At 53.4% G+C, this 14,200-nt stretch carries 12 protein-coding genes; 2 read left to right on the top strand and 10 right to left on the bottom strand.

Going from position 1 to position 14,200, the window contains the following annotated elements:
- Positions 1 to 21 precede the first annotated feature (21 nt).
- From KB559_RS11220 to KB559_RS11185, 8 genes are all read right to left on the bottom strand, one after another.
- On the bottom strand, positions 22 to 951 hold the full coding sequence (locus KB559_RS11220; RefSeq protein ID WP_211021848.1) for a DUF58 domain-containing protein: 930 nt from the start codon (positions 949 to 951) through the stop codon (positions 22 to 24).
- Entirely contained in the window at positions 948 to 1,937 is a 990-nt protein-coding gene (locus tag KB559_RS11215) for an AAA family ATPase (protein WP_211021846.1), read from the bottom strand. Before KB559_RS11215 ends, KB559_RS11220 begins: the two co-directional genes overlap by 4 nt.
- 26 nt (positions 1,938 to 1,963) lie before the next feature.
- A complete protein-coding gene (locus KB559_RS11210) occupies positions 1,964 to 3,685 on the bottom strand; it encodes a phage tail tape measure protein (RefSeq protein ID WP_211021844.1) in 1,722 nt (573 codons plus the stop codon).
- Between the two features lie 72 nt (positions 3,686 to 3,757).
- Positions 3,758 to 4,699 carry an ABC transporter permease gene (locus KB559_RS11205; protein ID WP_211021842.1) on the bottom strand — a complete coding sequence of 314 codons (942 nt, stop codon included), beginning with the start codon at positions 4,697 to 4,699 and terminating at the stop codon, positions 3,758 to 3,760.
- Entirely contained in the window at positions 4,683 to 5,624 is a 942-nt protein-coding gene (locus KB559_RS11200) for an ABC transporter ATP-binding protein (RefSeq protein WP_211021840.1), read from the bottom strand. Before KB559_RS11200 ends, KB559_RS11205 begins: the two co-directional genes overlap by 17 nt.
- A complete protein-coding gene (locus KB559_RS11195; protein ID WP_211021838.1) occupies positions 5,621 to 7,999 on the bottom strand; it encodes a DUF7408 domain-containing protein in 2,379 nt (792 codons plus the stop codon). Before KB559_RS11195 ends, KB559_RS11200 begins: the two co-directional genes overlap by 4 nt.
- Positions 8,000 to 8,149: 150 nt before the next feature.
- Positions 8,150 to 9,049, bottom strand: coding sequence for a formyltetrahydrofolate deformylase (purU, locus tag KB559_RS11190; protein ID WP_211021836.1), 900 nt, complete (start codon positions 9,047 to 9,049; stop codon positions 8,150 to 8,152).
- Positions 9,050 to 9,101: 52 nt separating this feature from the next.
- Positions 9,102 to 10,214 carry a deoxyribonuclease IV gene (locus tag KB559_RS11185; RefSeq protein ID WP_211021834.1) on the bottom strand — a complete coding sequence of 371 codons (1,113 nt, stop codon included), beginning with the start codon at positions 10,212 to 10,214 and terminating at the stop codon, positions 9,102 to 9,104.
- Positions 10,215 to 10,430: 216 nt separating this feature from the next.
- Here KB559_RS11185 and KB559_RS11180 point away from each other — a divergent pair, with 216 nt between their 5' ends.
- Positions 10,431 to 10,901, top strand: coding sequence for a DUF2621 domain-containing protein (locus tag KB559_RS11180; RefSeq protein ID WP_211021831.1), 471 nt, complete (start codon positions 10,431 to 10,433; stop codon positions 10,899 to 10,901).
- A gap of 153 nt (positions 10,902 to 11,054) precedes the next feature.
- The gene (locus KB559_RS11175; RefSeq protein WP_211021829.1) at positions 11,055 to 11,984 is read left to right on the top strand and encodes a TIGR01777 family oxidoreductase; all 930 of its coding nucleotides are present in this window, start codon (positions 11,055 to 11,057) and stop codon (positions 11,982 to 11,984) included.
- Between the two features lie 12 nt (positions 11,985 to 11,996).
- Here the strand turns inward: KB559_RS11175 and KB559_RS11170 are convergent, their stop codons facing one another.
- Together KB559_RS11170 and KB559_RS11165 are read right to left on the bottom strand one after the other, a co-directional pair.
- Positions 11,997 to 13,031 (bottom strand): FecCD family ABC transporter permease, encoded by a 1,035-nt coding sequence (locus KB559_RS11170; RefSeq protein WP_211021828.1) that lies wholly within the window; start codon positions 13,029 to 13,031, stop codon positions 11,997 to 11,999.
- The gene (locus KB559_RS11165; RefSeq protein ID WP_211021826.1) at positions 13,028 to 14,065 is read right to left on the bottom strand and encodes a FecCD family ABC transporter permease; all 1,038 of its coding nucleotides are present in this window, start codon (positions 14,063 to 14,065) and stop codon (positions 13,028 to 13,030) included. Before KB559_RS11165 ends, KB559_RS11170 begins: the two co-directional genes overlap by 4 nt.
- Positions 14,066 to 14,200: the final 135 nt, after the last annotated feature.

Raw genomic sequence — 14,200 nt, 5'->3', positions numbered from 1 at the left:
CCGCGTTCTTATTCCGCCTCATTAAAAAACGATGGCTCCCGCCCCGCGAAGCGCTTCAAAAATCCCCTTCTCCAGCGGCCAAAAGGTCGGCGTCTGTACATAACGAATGCCCCGTTCACTGCAATACCCGGAGATTTCTCCGGTATATCTAAGCAGCTCGTTCCGGTAGGCATCAAGCACCTTGCCGGTAATCGCGACCTCTTTACCCGTTCCCAGCTCACTGTCCACAAGGCGCAAGTCTCCGCTAACCTCCGGCTGAAGCTCATCCTGCGAAACAACATGAACCAGCACGATTTCCTGACCCGCCGCCAAAAAATAAGAAAGTGTAGCCTTTATTTCCTCCGTTCCGCCCTCAAACCACAAATCGGAGAAAATCCAGGTCATTCCCGGTCTAACCGGTAAGGAAGACGGAGTATGCAACGCCCGGGACATATCCCCGGTACCCGAAACCGCCGCTTCCTGCAAAAAGGAAAATAGTCTGGAAGCCGAGGCTTTTCCGCGAATACCCGGGAGCCTGTCTTCAATTCCAGCCGAAAATAAAGCAGCTTGAACACGGTCTTCGGAAGCCAGTGCCATATAACCGATGGCAGCCGCCAGCATTTTGGCATATTGCAGCTTGTTCTCCGGACCGGTGATTCCCCCTTGATCTGATGTCGATTGACCGCCAAAATCCATGGACGCCGAAATGTCCAAGTAAAGACTGACGTACATTTCCTGCTCATCCCAGTACTGCCTTACAAAAGGCCTGCCCGTCCGGCGGTAAACGCTCCAGTCAAAACGGCGGATGTCGTCCCCCGGCGTGTACTCGCGGTAGTCGGCGAATTCCAGAGATGCTCCGAATTGCCCTGACCGCCGTTTGCCCTGGACGGTTCCCCGCACTCTCCGGCTGGAATTCACCGATAATCTCTCTAGCTTGGGAAGCAGGCCGGGCGGAAGCAGCGGGCTCATCATCGGGTCCCCTCCAAAGCGGAGAGCACTTCTTCAATGATCCGGTCGGGAGAAATCCCCGTCGCCTGACCTTCAAAGTTAAGGAATAACCTGTGCCGCAGTGCCGGAACGGCTACCGCCGCGATGTCTCCGGTAGAAACGTGCAGCCTCCCCTTGGAAATCGCCCGCACTTTGGCTGCCGACACGATGGACTGAATCCCGCGCGGTCCGGAACCAAAACGGACATAGTTCTTTACGGCAGCCGGAGCTTCCTTCTCCTCCGGGTGGGTCATCATCAGCAAGCGGACCCCGTAATCCAGCACTTCATCAGCCAGCAGTACTTCTTTGGAGGCCTTGCGGATTTCCAGCAGCTCGGCAGCCGTAGTCTTCTTTTCAGGGACAGGCGGATTGCCCGAGGTCGTTCGCCGGACGATTTCCTTGAGTTCCTCGGGAGACGGGTAGCCGACGTGGATTTTAACCATGAACCGGTCCAGCTGCGCTTCCGGCAGCGGATAGGTTCCCTCCTGCTCCAGAGGATTTTGCGTCGCCAATACAAAAAAAGGCTGGGGCAGCTTCCTGGTTTCCCCGCCGACGGTCACCGTCTGCTCCTGCATCGCTTCCAAAAGCGCGCTCTGGGTTTTCGGCGATGCCCGGTTAATCTCATCGGCCAGTACGATGCTGCTGAACACCGGACCTGCCTGAAAGACCATATCTGCCGTGCCCTGCGGACCGAAGCTGATGACATTCGTGCCGGTAATATCGCTCGGCATTAAGTCCGGCGTAAACTGGATCCGCGAAAAAGACAGGTCAAGCGTATCGGCAATCGTCTTCACCAGCACGGTTTTGCCGAGTCCCGGAATCCCCTCAAGCAAGGCATGTCCGCCCGCAAAAATGCACCAAAGCATCTGTTCTACAACTTCCTGCTGTCCGACAATGATGCGAGAAATCTGCTCGCGTACATGATCGATCGTATCGCTCCACGATTTCACCTGGGCTGACGGTTCCAACATCACAATTCTCCTCCTCTTGTCTCGGCTTAAGGACCGGGATCTATCTCCGTAAAATAATTTTCCACCAGGCTCTGCATGCTTTGCGGAAGATCTCTTCGCTCCAGGGAACGCTTCGCCTCTGTGGCGTAGTCGCTGTATACCTCTTCATAAGGTCGGCTTACCCCGTCAAAAACGGGGGATTCCCCGCCTTTTTGCACGGTGCCTCCCGTGCTCGGCCCTCCGTCGGTCTGTACATTTCCGCTCCCTTTCAAATCGCGCGGGGTAGTTACGAGAGTTCTTCCCCCGCTGCCCAATCCTGCGCCGGCTCCCTGTCCTTGGCCTTGGCCCGTACCTTGACCTTGGCCTTGACCCTGACCCTGGCCTGATCCACTACCGCTGCCGGTTCCAGATCCATTACCAGTGCCTTTTCCCGAGCCGGCCCCTGTCCCAGGGTTCGAACCGGCTCCTTCAGCGCCTCCCGCACCTTGACCGGCTCCGGGTTCGCCACCCGCCTCACTTCCGGCTTCTCCCCCGCCGGCAACCCCTTCTCCGGCGGCAAGCTGCTCGGCGCTGCCTCCCATGCTCCAAGTGTCGGACACGGCAAGGCCCGAGGCTGCCATTTCCTCAGCCAATCCCATGCCCTGCTTCGCCAAAGCTGAAGCGAGGGCGGCGGCAGCTTCAGCCTGCCCGGCATCCGCATCGGACGCCTGAAGCTGCTTCTTCAATGCTTCGGCCAGTTTCTCCAGCGCTTGATCACTCATCACCTGGTCTCCGCTGTCGATTGCGGAAGCCGCCTGCTTCAACGCTTCCGCCAGCCGCTTGGCATCCTCATTCCCTTCCGGAGCCGATTTCGCGATCTCATCGAGAGCGTCCGCCAAGCCCTGCCGTTCTTCCGGGGTCATGCCCGGCAGCTTCTGCCGGAGCTCATCCATCTTTTGATCCAGGCTACCGGCATCTTTTTGCTCCAATGCGGAGGCAAGCCCTTCGGTTGCATGATGATTCTTTAAATCCGCAAGCCAGTCACTTGTCTGCTGCTGTTTCAAATCCAGTTTATCCTGCATCTCCTTCAGCCGCTGCATCGTCTTTTCCATGTTATCCAGCGCTTCAGCAGGCTCCCGGCTCCGATCCAAAGCTTGCCGCAAATCCGCCAGCTCCTTGGAAAGAGCATCCTTGGCCAAAGGCTCCAGCTCTTTGGTTTCGAGTTCCTGGATCCGCTTATCGGTCTCCTCTTGCTGGGCGTGAATCCATTCCCTTTCCTTCCGGTGCTGGTCAAGCACCTGATCCATCGGGTTTGGCAGAACGGATAGCAGGACGAACGCCAACGCACCAACTGCCAAAGGAACCCACCATCCTTTGCGGCGGCGAGGCCGCGGCAGGCGCCGTTTAAGCTCCTGCACATAGGCCGCTCCATGTTCCTCCGCCTGCTTACGCTGCAAACGGGCCGGAAGCGAATCGTCTCCAGCAAAGGCCAGCGCTGTTGTCATAAAATCCTGTCTTTCCTTCCCCGCTTCCGGGGTATCCATTTCGCGAGCAGCTTCAGCGAGCGGGATCAGGCGCAGACGTCCCCACAGCCAACCCGCCGCAGTCAGCAGGACCAGGCTTCCCAAGGCATAAAATATAACGCCTTCTATTGGCCAAAGCCTCCCTGCCGCAAGCAAAAGAGAGGCGGCAAGCAGTCCGGCCAGGCAACCCTGCCTGATTCCGGCCAGTTCCCGAAACCATTGCAGCCGCCGGCGCACCATGTTTAATTGATTGTTCAACTGCTCCACATTTGCCGCCTCCTCTCCTGATGTTGATACTCCCAATTATACTGAATTGTCATAGAGTTATAGCAAAAAGGGTTAGGTTCGCTCATCCGGATTTACCGGCTGTACTGGATTGTCCGGAATGTTCTTACGCTGCTTCTTCCCTCGAACCGGCCGAATGCGGCGGATGGCGATCCACAGAAATAACAGGATCACCAGACTGTAAACAAGGATGAATTCCTGCCACAATTCGATAGGTGCCGAGGATTGGAGGTTGCTCCGCTGTACCATAAACGCCGATTCAGAAAACGACGGTTCGAAAATGCTGATCAGCGCCCCGGCCGGATTAAGTCCGAGCAGGTAGCCTACCCATGAATAAGCCCGCATCGGAGCGCCTGAATTGTAATAGCTGGCTCGATCAATGCTCATCGCAAACAGATAAGCCAACCCGGTCACCAGGAAGATCACAAGGCCAACGCCGTAGGTCATAATTACCGATACGATCGTTCTTTTTAACAGTGTGGAGAAAAATACGCCGATCGACCCTAGCAGCAGCATCACGAACAAATAAAACAGAAACACGGATACCAGCTGGCTCGGCGATACCCCGCCGTACAAAAATACGATGCTATATACCGGCAAAGTCGCCAGGATAATCAACGTCATGAAGCTGAGCGATGAAAAGAGCTTGCTCAAAACAATAGTAGCCGAGCTTTGCTGTGTGGTGAGTAGCATATTCAGGGTTTGTTTTTCCCGCTCACCGCTGATCACCCCTGCCGTCAGAGCAGGAGTCATGAACGCGATTAATACGAGCTGCGCGATGCTTAACGCGTAAAACATCATCCGGCTCACCCCGGAATCGACTCTGCCGTTTTGAATTCCCCCGCCGGACGTCATCACGTAAATAATGCCCATCGCGAGAAGCCCCATCACAAGCACGTATGCAAATACTGAAAAAGCTGACTTGGGGGTCCGCATCCGCAAAGTAAATTCCTTGCCGAGCACGGGATTAATGAGCACTCTACGCCATTTGTTCATGATCGGCTCCCCCTTTCGTAATCTCAAGGAATACGTCCTCCAGATTGCTTTGCGCCTCATGAAAAGATATCACCTGATACCCGGCTGAAATCATGCCGCCAAGTAACCGGGACTGCTCGGCATCGCCGCCGCCGAAGTGTACGTGGACGCCGGTCTCGTCATGAAACACCTGGCTGACATGCGCCTCGTCCCGAAGCCGTTCCGCCAGTTCATCCGCCCGATCGAGCACACGGATATGAAGCACTCTTTTTACTCTAAGCCGGTTTTGTATTTCACTCACTTTGCCTTGGGCGACCATGACCCCGTGCTCGATCACGCCGATCTCATCCACCATTTCCGCAAGCTCCGGTAAAATATGCGAAGAAATAATGATCGTTTTGCCCATCAGCTTCAGTTCCTTCAAAATTTCCCGCATTTCGATCCGGGCACGTGGATCAAGACCCGAAGCCGGCTCATCCAGAATGAGCACTTCGGGATCATGTACAAGACAGCGGGCCAGACACAGGCGCTGCTTCATGCCGCGCGACAAGCTATCCACATAAGCATCCTTTTTGTCGCTTAAATTGACGAGCTCCAGCAATTGCGGGATTAATTGATCCCGCTCCGCACGCGGAATCCCGTAGCTTGCGCCATAGAAATGCAGATATTCCGTCGTCTTGAACTGATCATATACGCCAAAAAAGTCCGGCATGTAGCCAATTCTTTTGCGTACCTCATGCGGCTGTTCGGTCACCTCGAATCCACCGACCCTCGCGCTTCCCGAAGTAGGCGCAAGCAAGGTGGCCAAAATGGACATCGTAGTTGTCTTTCCGGCTCCATTCGGGCCCACGAAGCCAAATACGGTTCCTTTGGAAATCGACAGATTGACATTCTTCAGGGCATCAAACCCGCCATAGGTTTTCGTTAAATTTTGAATTTCAATCATTTTCCGGCCTCTCCTTTCAGGGCGATTTCCGGGAGGTCGAAGGAATCCCACGCTCCAGCCGTGAGTTTTATCTTTAGATACCCGTTCATTAAATACGAATTTGCATTTGTCGTAAATTTGGCTTGAAACTTGTCGCCAGGACCCAAATCCTCCCAAGTTCCGCTTTCTTGGTTCCAAATCTTGACTTCGGTTTGCTGCCCTTGATAAGTCCAGCGCAGTTCCAAATTAGTATAGTAAATGTTTTCGTTTTGCGGCAGCTCATACTCCAGCGTCATGTCCCCCGGCGACAAATTGATCCGGCCCGCTCCGTCATTACTCCATTCTTTGGATGTCGTTTCGGTAATCTTTGCTCCGATTAAACCAAATGGAATCGCCATTTCGCCGTTATGGGTGAAGCTTGGCGTAAAAGACTGCACAATCATATTTAGCTGCTCAGAGGCCGCTACTTTGCCGTTGACTTTATAATCACCCAGTTCTTCCTTGTTCCAGGCGAGAAATACGGGATTGCCGGAGACTAACCCGGTACCTACATATTGATTGATCATTCCACGTTGTCGCTCGAGCAAATAATCGTCGTTTCTGCCCGAGGTCGAGGTATGGGGAAACAAAGCTGAACCGTAATCTTGATATACTACGGATGCAATGGAAGGGGGAACCGGAACCGATTTCCCTTTAGAAATCTCTCCCAATGCATACACTTTCCCTCCGGCCAGCAAGGCTCCATCGCTCAAATCACCGTTGGTTCCGTTCGTAACCGTACCCTGCAGATTGCCCTTGTCATCATAGGAAACCTCAATCTTCATCGCTCCGGATTGGAGCGGTTCCGATTTACTCATCCATAGCTTGGCAATCGAACGGTGCGTCATATCTCTCAATTTCACATCCGTCGCCTCCGGATTTACCCGAATCAACTGCCGGTTGGCTCCTCCCGATTGCCCGCCTCCCAATAGCCCGTCCTCTCGTGTAACGGAAACGTAAGTACCGGCCGCGAAGGTCAAATTGTAAGTGCCGCCGCGCGGTACGAACAAGGCGGTGGCTGCAGACCGCGTAGCCTGTCCCTTGCCGTCGAGCTCCACAATGCTGAGCGTATGCGTGCGTACGCTTGATTTACCGGAGGTGCCGGCAACGTAAATACCGACGCTGGCAATGACCGCAATCAGCGGAATAAGCCCCCAGGACCATTCCCGCTTATCGAATCTCTTAAGCACGTAATACAACACAGGAGCTACGATAACGGCATATCCCAGCAATAGCCAAAGCAGCAGGGAGAATGGAGGCAGCGTCAACGACGGGAACAGATCCAGCAAGTAGCTTACGCCTGACATCATGTTCGTCCCGGAGACCCAGCCTCCCATTGTGCCGGAATTCGCTGACAATTCTTCTTTTAGTACCGTATTCCATACTGCTGCATGCCCGCCCCAGCTATGCAGGGGCTCCATCGCCATATCATAGGCGGCGTATATAACCCTGCCCTTACCTGAAGCCCAGGAAGCAAACAAAGGCAGCGATTCGGACGAGATATCCGCCCGGGCCCCCTCTTTCACGACCGCGGAAGATACGGGAAAGGGTTCACTTAAAGACAGCGGCTTGCCTCCGATTTGCACCAACTCGGGGAAGGAGCGGACATCCGCGCTTCCTTTGAATTCTACGGGAGACAAGTCTTCGAACCCTTGAGCCGTTTTGGCGTAGCCTTGGCCCCCGCCAAGCACCAGCGTTCCTCCCAGGTTCACCCATGAGCGAACGGCTTCAATTTGCTTGTCGTTCAGGGTGTCTGTCGGGTAATTATTCAACACGAGCACATCCAAGCTCGAAAGCAATACCCCATCTACGGGGATTTGCTCGCCTTTCAAAGGGATGATGCCTGCATTATTCCCGGTACCGTTCAAAGCTGCCAAAAAATTCATGCTGTCGGGATCGCCTGCCAATGTGCCGATCAGCGTATTTCGATTGATGGAGCTAAGCAAATAAGGCTTGCCGGTGGAAAAAGGAATATATTTGCCCGACTCGGCCGAGCCTTCGTAAAAACGAATTTCATTGTTCTTATTGTCAAAGCTGCTGCCCATGATGCCGAACGTGACAGCCTTGGTCGTTCCTGCCGGCAAATCGACCTTTTTTATATGGGATACGCTCGTCCCGTTATAAGGATCTTCGACCTGAACCACAAGCTCCCCGGACACGTCCGTGTTACTGTTCAGAGTAATGGTCAACGGGCTCCATTCATTCATTTTCACATTGCCCTCAAAGCCGACCTCGGTTTGAATGCCGATCGCCGGTCCCGCCGCGAAAGCCGGCTGCGGAACAAAAGCTCCGAGCCCAGTCATGACTGCAAGCACGAACAGGACAATGGCCGAGCATCGTTTTATTGAAAAAAGCACAGGACGTTCCCCTCTCTCCGATATGTATTTGCCTGAATCCCCTTCATACCCTAAACGAAAACCGGGATAAAAAAGTTACCCCGAAAACAAAAACCGCGCGGCATGTGAACTCCTGTCTGCCGCGCGGTTGGTTGATCTGTATCAAGCTTTTTAATTAAATACGACGGTTTTGTTCTGATGCACGAGAATCCGGTCCTCGATGTGCCACTTCACGGCTCTAGCCAGCACGACACGTTCGATCGTCCGGCCGATCCGTTTCAACTCGCTGACATTATCGCGGTGGCTAACCCGCTGAACGTCCTGCTCGATGATCGGTCCCCCATCCAGTTCCTCCGTTACGTAGTGGGCGGTAGCGCCGATGATTTTCACACCGCGTTCATAGGCCTGGGCGTACGGTTTGCCACCGACAAATGCCGGAAGGAAGGAATGATGGATGTTGATGATCCGGTTCCGGTACGGCTGAATCAGGGCTGGAGATACGATCTGCATATATCTTGCCAGCACGATCAAATCGACCTTTCCGTTGACGAGGTCAAGCTGCTTCTGCTCGGCTTCAGGTTTCGTATCCGGCGTAACCGGGATATGATGGTACGGAATTCCGAAGGATTCCACGTATTCCTTCATGTCGGGATGGTTACTGACGACCATAGAAATCTCTGCATCCAGATCTCCGGCCTGCCACTGCCACAACAGCTCGACCAGGCAATGGTCTTCCTTGGAAACGAAGATGGCCAGTTTTTTCTTATGGCTAAGCTGATACAGATTCCACTGCATCTCGAACTTGTCCGCGATAGACCCGAAATCTTCTTTCAGCCCGTCCACCCGGTCTTCCAATTGCTCCAGGTCGAATTCGATCCGCATGAAAAACATGCCGCCCTCCGGATCCATCGTATACTGGTCCGACTGAACGATGTTCGCGCCGTGTTCATGGAGAAATTGCGACACCGCGGCTACGATGCCGGGGCCGTCGGGACAGGATATCAGCATCCGCGCCCGATTGTTCTCATATGGTTTAACAGGGCGTCCGCCCGTTTTTACGTGTGTATCCATCGTTTTCTAAATCCCCCTGTGTCTTATGTGTATCTGTTGGCAACGAATACGATCAATGCCCTGTAGACAGCCAGGCCAGCAGGCGCTGATTAATCTGCTCCTCGTTATAATCCGGGAACAAATTCGCTGCGGCTATGAGATCGTACAGTCGTTCCATCGGCTCGCGCGGATCCGCCTTTTTCGCCTTGGCGTCGCTCTTGAGCAAGTTCCATGTATCAAGCACAAAAGCCCGCGGATGGATGTCTTGTCCGGCAAAAAAGGACCCGAGCTGCTCTATTTCGGTGAGCACATTCTCGCCAAATCGAGCGGCAACCTCGCCCCGAAGCAATGCGATTTCCATTTCGTACATCGGACGCTGGGTTTTAGCGTCTTTGCCTACCCAAGGTGTCTCGAGAATGAAAGGCCGCCCTTGCAGCGCCTCATGGTGAACGACCCGGTTAATCGCTTCAAAACCGATCCATCCGGTACCGATTGGAGTATGGCGGTCTTTGTGCGCGCCGATCGGATTCTTGCTGTCGTTGATATGAACGACCGCAAGCCGGTTAAGTCCGATAAGATCATCAAACTTGCGAAGCACGCCGTCGAGATCATTCACGATGTCATAGCCAGCGTCATGAATATGGCAGGTGTCCATGCAAATGGTCAGCCGTTCGTTGTGCTGCACCTTATCAATGATCGCCGCGATCTCTTCGAAGCTGCGTCCGACCTCGGTACCTTTGCCTGCCATCGTCTCGAGCGCAATGTTGACGTCCGTTTCATTCGTGCCGTTCAGCACTTCATTTAAGCCTTCGGCAATCCGTTCCACGCCGTATTCGGCGTCTTTATCGGTAAAAGCTCCTGGGTGCAGCACGATGTTGCGCACGCCAAGGGCATGGGTCCGGCGGATCTCCTCCTGCAAGAAATCGACCGCAAGCTGATACGTATTCGATTTATAGGACCCGAGATTAATAATGTAAGGGGCATGGACGACGATTTCGTCGATTCCGGCTGCCTCCATCGCCGCTTTCCCAGCTTCGATATTCATCGATTCGATCGGTTTGCGCCGCGTATTTTGCGGTGCACCGGTATATATCATAAACGAGCTGGAGCCGTAAGAAGCGGCCTCCGCAGTTGCGCTTAACAGCCCTTTGTCCGAGAATGAGACATGGGAGCCTATTTTAAGCATTTTCTTTTCCCCCTTTTGGACAGTAAATCGCTAAACAACCCTATTTTATCTTGAAAATCGAAATAAAGCTAGCGTAGGCGGACAATGCCGAAACATTTGGAAGGGTCCTAATAAATGTTCCTCCGAATCTATAGAAGTGTCGAAATAATCGTGGAAATACGGTATAATTTTTATCAATTACAAATATCACATGAAGAATATCGAGGTGTGAAGTCCATGCTGAACAACGCTTTGCTGCTCCCGCTGTCTTCGGAGGGACCGAGCAACTTATTTTTAAACAGTATTGTCTTCTGGGGGTTCGTGCTGCTAGGGTTAATGGTCATCGGCGGATTTTTTATGTTCCGCAAATTTTTGAAGGTGCTTCCCAAAGCGGATGGCAAGTCTAAACTGGACTGGCAAAATCACTGGGTCGAAACAAGCCGCCATTTATGGACGGACGAGGCCAAAGCTTTCTTGACCATGCTGGTACAGCCTGTACCAGGGCCGTTCCGCGATATCGCCAAGCACTCGATTGCCGCCGAAATCGGCAGAATCGCGCTTGAGGAGAAGGCTTCCGAGGTGACTCGGGATCATTGCATCAAAGGATATATTTCTGCAACCCCGAAAAGAGACAACAAGTTTCTGATTACCTTTCTGGAGAAGAACCAGATCGATTACCAGCCTTACCGGCATTTGATGAACAAATAAGTGCGGCACAAAAATGCATCCGGCCTGACGAACCTAGGCACCGGATGTTTTTTGCTTTATAGCAGGATGAACCGTTCGGTGTAATAGAGGTAAAAGACAAACAAGAACGATGTTTTTATGTAAACATGATTACATAATAGGGAGGATTGCGACATGAAATGCGTTATTTTCGGGGGAACCGGGTTTATCGGACGGGCGTTGAGCAGTTATTGGTTGAAGGAAGGCCATGAAGTATTGGTCGTCTCCAGAACAAAAACCACAGATGCACCGGAAGCCATGGGACGTACCTCTGGACCAACCTTTTGGACATGGGATGAACTAAAGAAGGACCCCTCCCCGCTGGAGGGCTCGCATGTGTTTGTTAATCTCGCGGGAGCCACGCTGAGCCAGCGGTGGACCGCCAAGGCTAAACGAAGCATTCTGGAATCCCGTTTAACGACAACCCGCGAAGTTGCACGGCTCAGCAAGCTGTACACGCCTGGTCCTGAGGTCATCGTGCAAGCATCCGCCGTAGGCATATACGGGACGTCCTACAGTCGCGAATTCACTGAAAACGATCAGCGCGAACAGGGGCGCAGCGACTTCCTCTCTGAAGTGACCGAGCAGTGGGAAGCCGCCGCAGAGGAAGGGTTTGCCGGCCGTCGGCTCGTGAAGCTTCGGACCGGAGTCGTCCTCGGAAACAGCGGAGGCGCCTTCCCGCTGATGCGGCTCCCGTTCTTGCTGGGAGTCGGCGGAAAGATCGGCACCGGAAGGCAATGGGTACCCTGGATTCATCTGCATGACCAGATCCGGTTAATCGACTTTTGCGTCAAGCATCCCTCGATATCCGGTCCGGTAAATGCGGTCAGTCCCTACCCTGTTACCAATCAACAATTCGGCTCCTCCATCGGCCGCGTCTATCACCGCCCGAACTGGTTCCCTTTGCCGGGTCCGCTTCTAAAGCTCCTCCTCGGAGAAATGTCGATGTTGCTGCTGAAAGGACAAAAGGTGCTTCCAGCAGCCGCAATCCAGGCCAGCTTCACGTTTACTTATCCCGGATTGGAGGAAGCTTTGACGGCATTGAAATCAAGCAAACAATTCTGAACAAGTACACAGTCAGATTTTCGACTTTGTGAGCAAATACAGGAAATACGGGGCCCCGATGATGGCAACCACGATACCCGTAGGAATCTCTTCAGGCTGCAGAATCCATCTCCCCAGCGTATCGCCGACGATCACCAGGAGACCGCCGGCAAGAGCGGAAGCCGGAAGCAGATGTTCATGCTTCGGTCCCACCAGACGTCTGGCCAAATGCGGAGCGATCAGGCCGACAAAAGCGATTCCGCCGCCGACCGCGACCGACGCACCGGTCAGACCGACTGCGGCGGCCAGCAGGCCCAGCCTGGAACGTTCGATCGAAGTTCCCAGCCCCGTCGCCGTCTGATCACCGAGACTCAGCACATTTAATGCTCTGGCGCGGATAAACACATAAGGCATTAAAATAACTATCCATGGCAGCAAAGCTAATACATATTTCCAAGACGTCCCCCAAATGCTTCCCACCAGCCATACTTGCAGCATTTGATAGTCTTCCGGACGCAGGCGCAGCTGTAATATGATCATGGCTGCATTAATTCCAGCCGCAAGCGCAATACCGACCAGCACCATACGGATCGGCTGGAGCCCATAATGCTTCTTGTAAGAAAGCACATAGATCAAAGCCGCTGCTGCTGTTGAGCCTAACAGGGCCAGAAACGGCATCATAAAGACAGGTGCCGCGGCCGCCGTTGGGTAGAACGAAATAAACAACGTAACGGCAAGACCCGCACCGGCATTGATACCCAGTATTCCTGGGTCGGCCAACGGATTGCGTGAAATTCCTTGAAAAATACAACCGGAAACCGCCATCCCCATTCCGATCAGGACGGAAATCACGATCCGGGGCAGTCTGAAATCATATAAAATAAGTTCCTGCTTGGCCGTTCCCATTCCGAAGAAGGTTCTGAACACATCGCCGGGAGATAATCGGATGACCCCCGTATTCATACTGATCATAAAGACAACGAGGATCAAAACAGCAAACAGAGCGATAACGGTGTAGGCCCGGATCGCCTTTTTGCGCAGATGGGCCGAGTAATCAGGTGCGCTCATTCCAATCCCCCTTTCTGCTTCAACGCCAGGTAGAGGAAGAACGGTACCCCGATCACCGCAATCAGCGCGCCGATCGGCACTTCATGAGGCGGATTGACCATCCGCGCCAATATATCCGCGAACACCATAAGTAAGCTGCCCAATACTGCCGACGACGGGATTACCCAGCGATAATCCACTCCGACGAGAAATCTTGCAATATGGGGGATCATGAGGCCCACAAATCCGATGGCGCCAACCAGCGACACCGCGCTCCCGGCAAGGATCAGGACAAAAATCATACTGACCGCTTTGATCAAGCCGGTTCTTTGACCGAGGCCGGTAGCCACCTCATCGCCCAGGCTAAGCAGGGTAATCGACTTGGACAGCGCAAATGCTCCGACCAGCCCTACAGCCACCCAAGGAGCAACGATTTCGATTTGTGTCCAGGTCGTTCCCGTTACCGCCCCCGCATACCAAAACGCGAGATCCTGACCTACCTTGAAATAAATAGCGATTCCTTCACTCAGAGCGACCAAAAGCATACTTACCGCCGCACCGGCGAGAGTCAGCCGGACGGGGGTCATGCCTCCCTTGGACATAAAGCCTATTCCAAACACCAGACCGGCACCGACCGCCGCGCCCGCAAACGAATAAAACATCATCATCAGAAATGAAGTGCTCGGAAAAAACGCAAAGCAAACAGCAAGTGCGAGGCCTGCCCCGGAATTCAGTCCCAGCAATCCGGAATCGGCCATCGGGTTGCGGGTCATCCCCTGCATGATTGCACCGGCGACGGCTAAAGCCGCTCCGATTAATGCAGCAGCCAGCGCACGCGGAAGCCGCATATCCAGAATAATCTGATGCTCCGTCAAATTGCCGTTAAAATGAAACAATGAGTTCCATACCGTTCCTAACTTGATGTTGGCCGCTCCAACGGAGATGGAGAGCCCGATTGCGAACAGCAGCAAAATGACGCCGCCGAACAAAATTAACGTAGCCGCTATCGGCCGGGTACGATAACGGGATTTGGGAGCTTGAGTCGAAGCTGTCATGAGTCACAACCATCCTTTGACGTTTAACGATGATAGATTATGTAAGCTTGAGTATTATACACGAATTAATCAATCCAATCCTATCCTTTAATTGAGAATGATTCTCGCTTATTATACTCTCTTTCGTCAGGATAA

Source organism: Paenibacillus sp. Marseille-P2973 (assembly GCF_018101095.1).
Taxonomy (GTDB): Bacteria; Bacillota; Bacilli; order Paenibacillales; family Paenibacillaceae; genus Fontibacillus; species Fontibacillus vini.
Note: the sequence above shows the minus strand (reverse complement) of the source record. Positions and strands in the feature narration are given on the sequence as shown.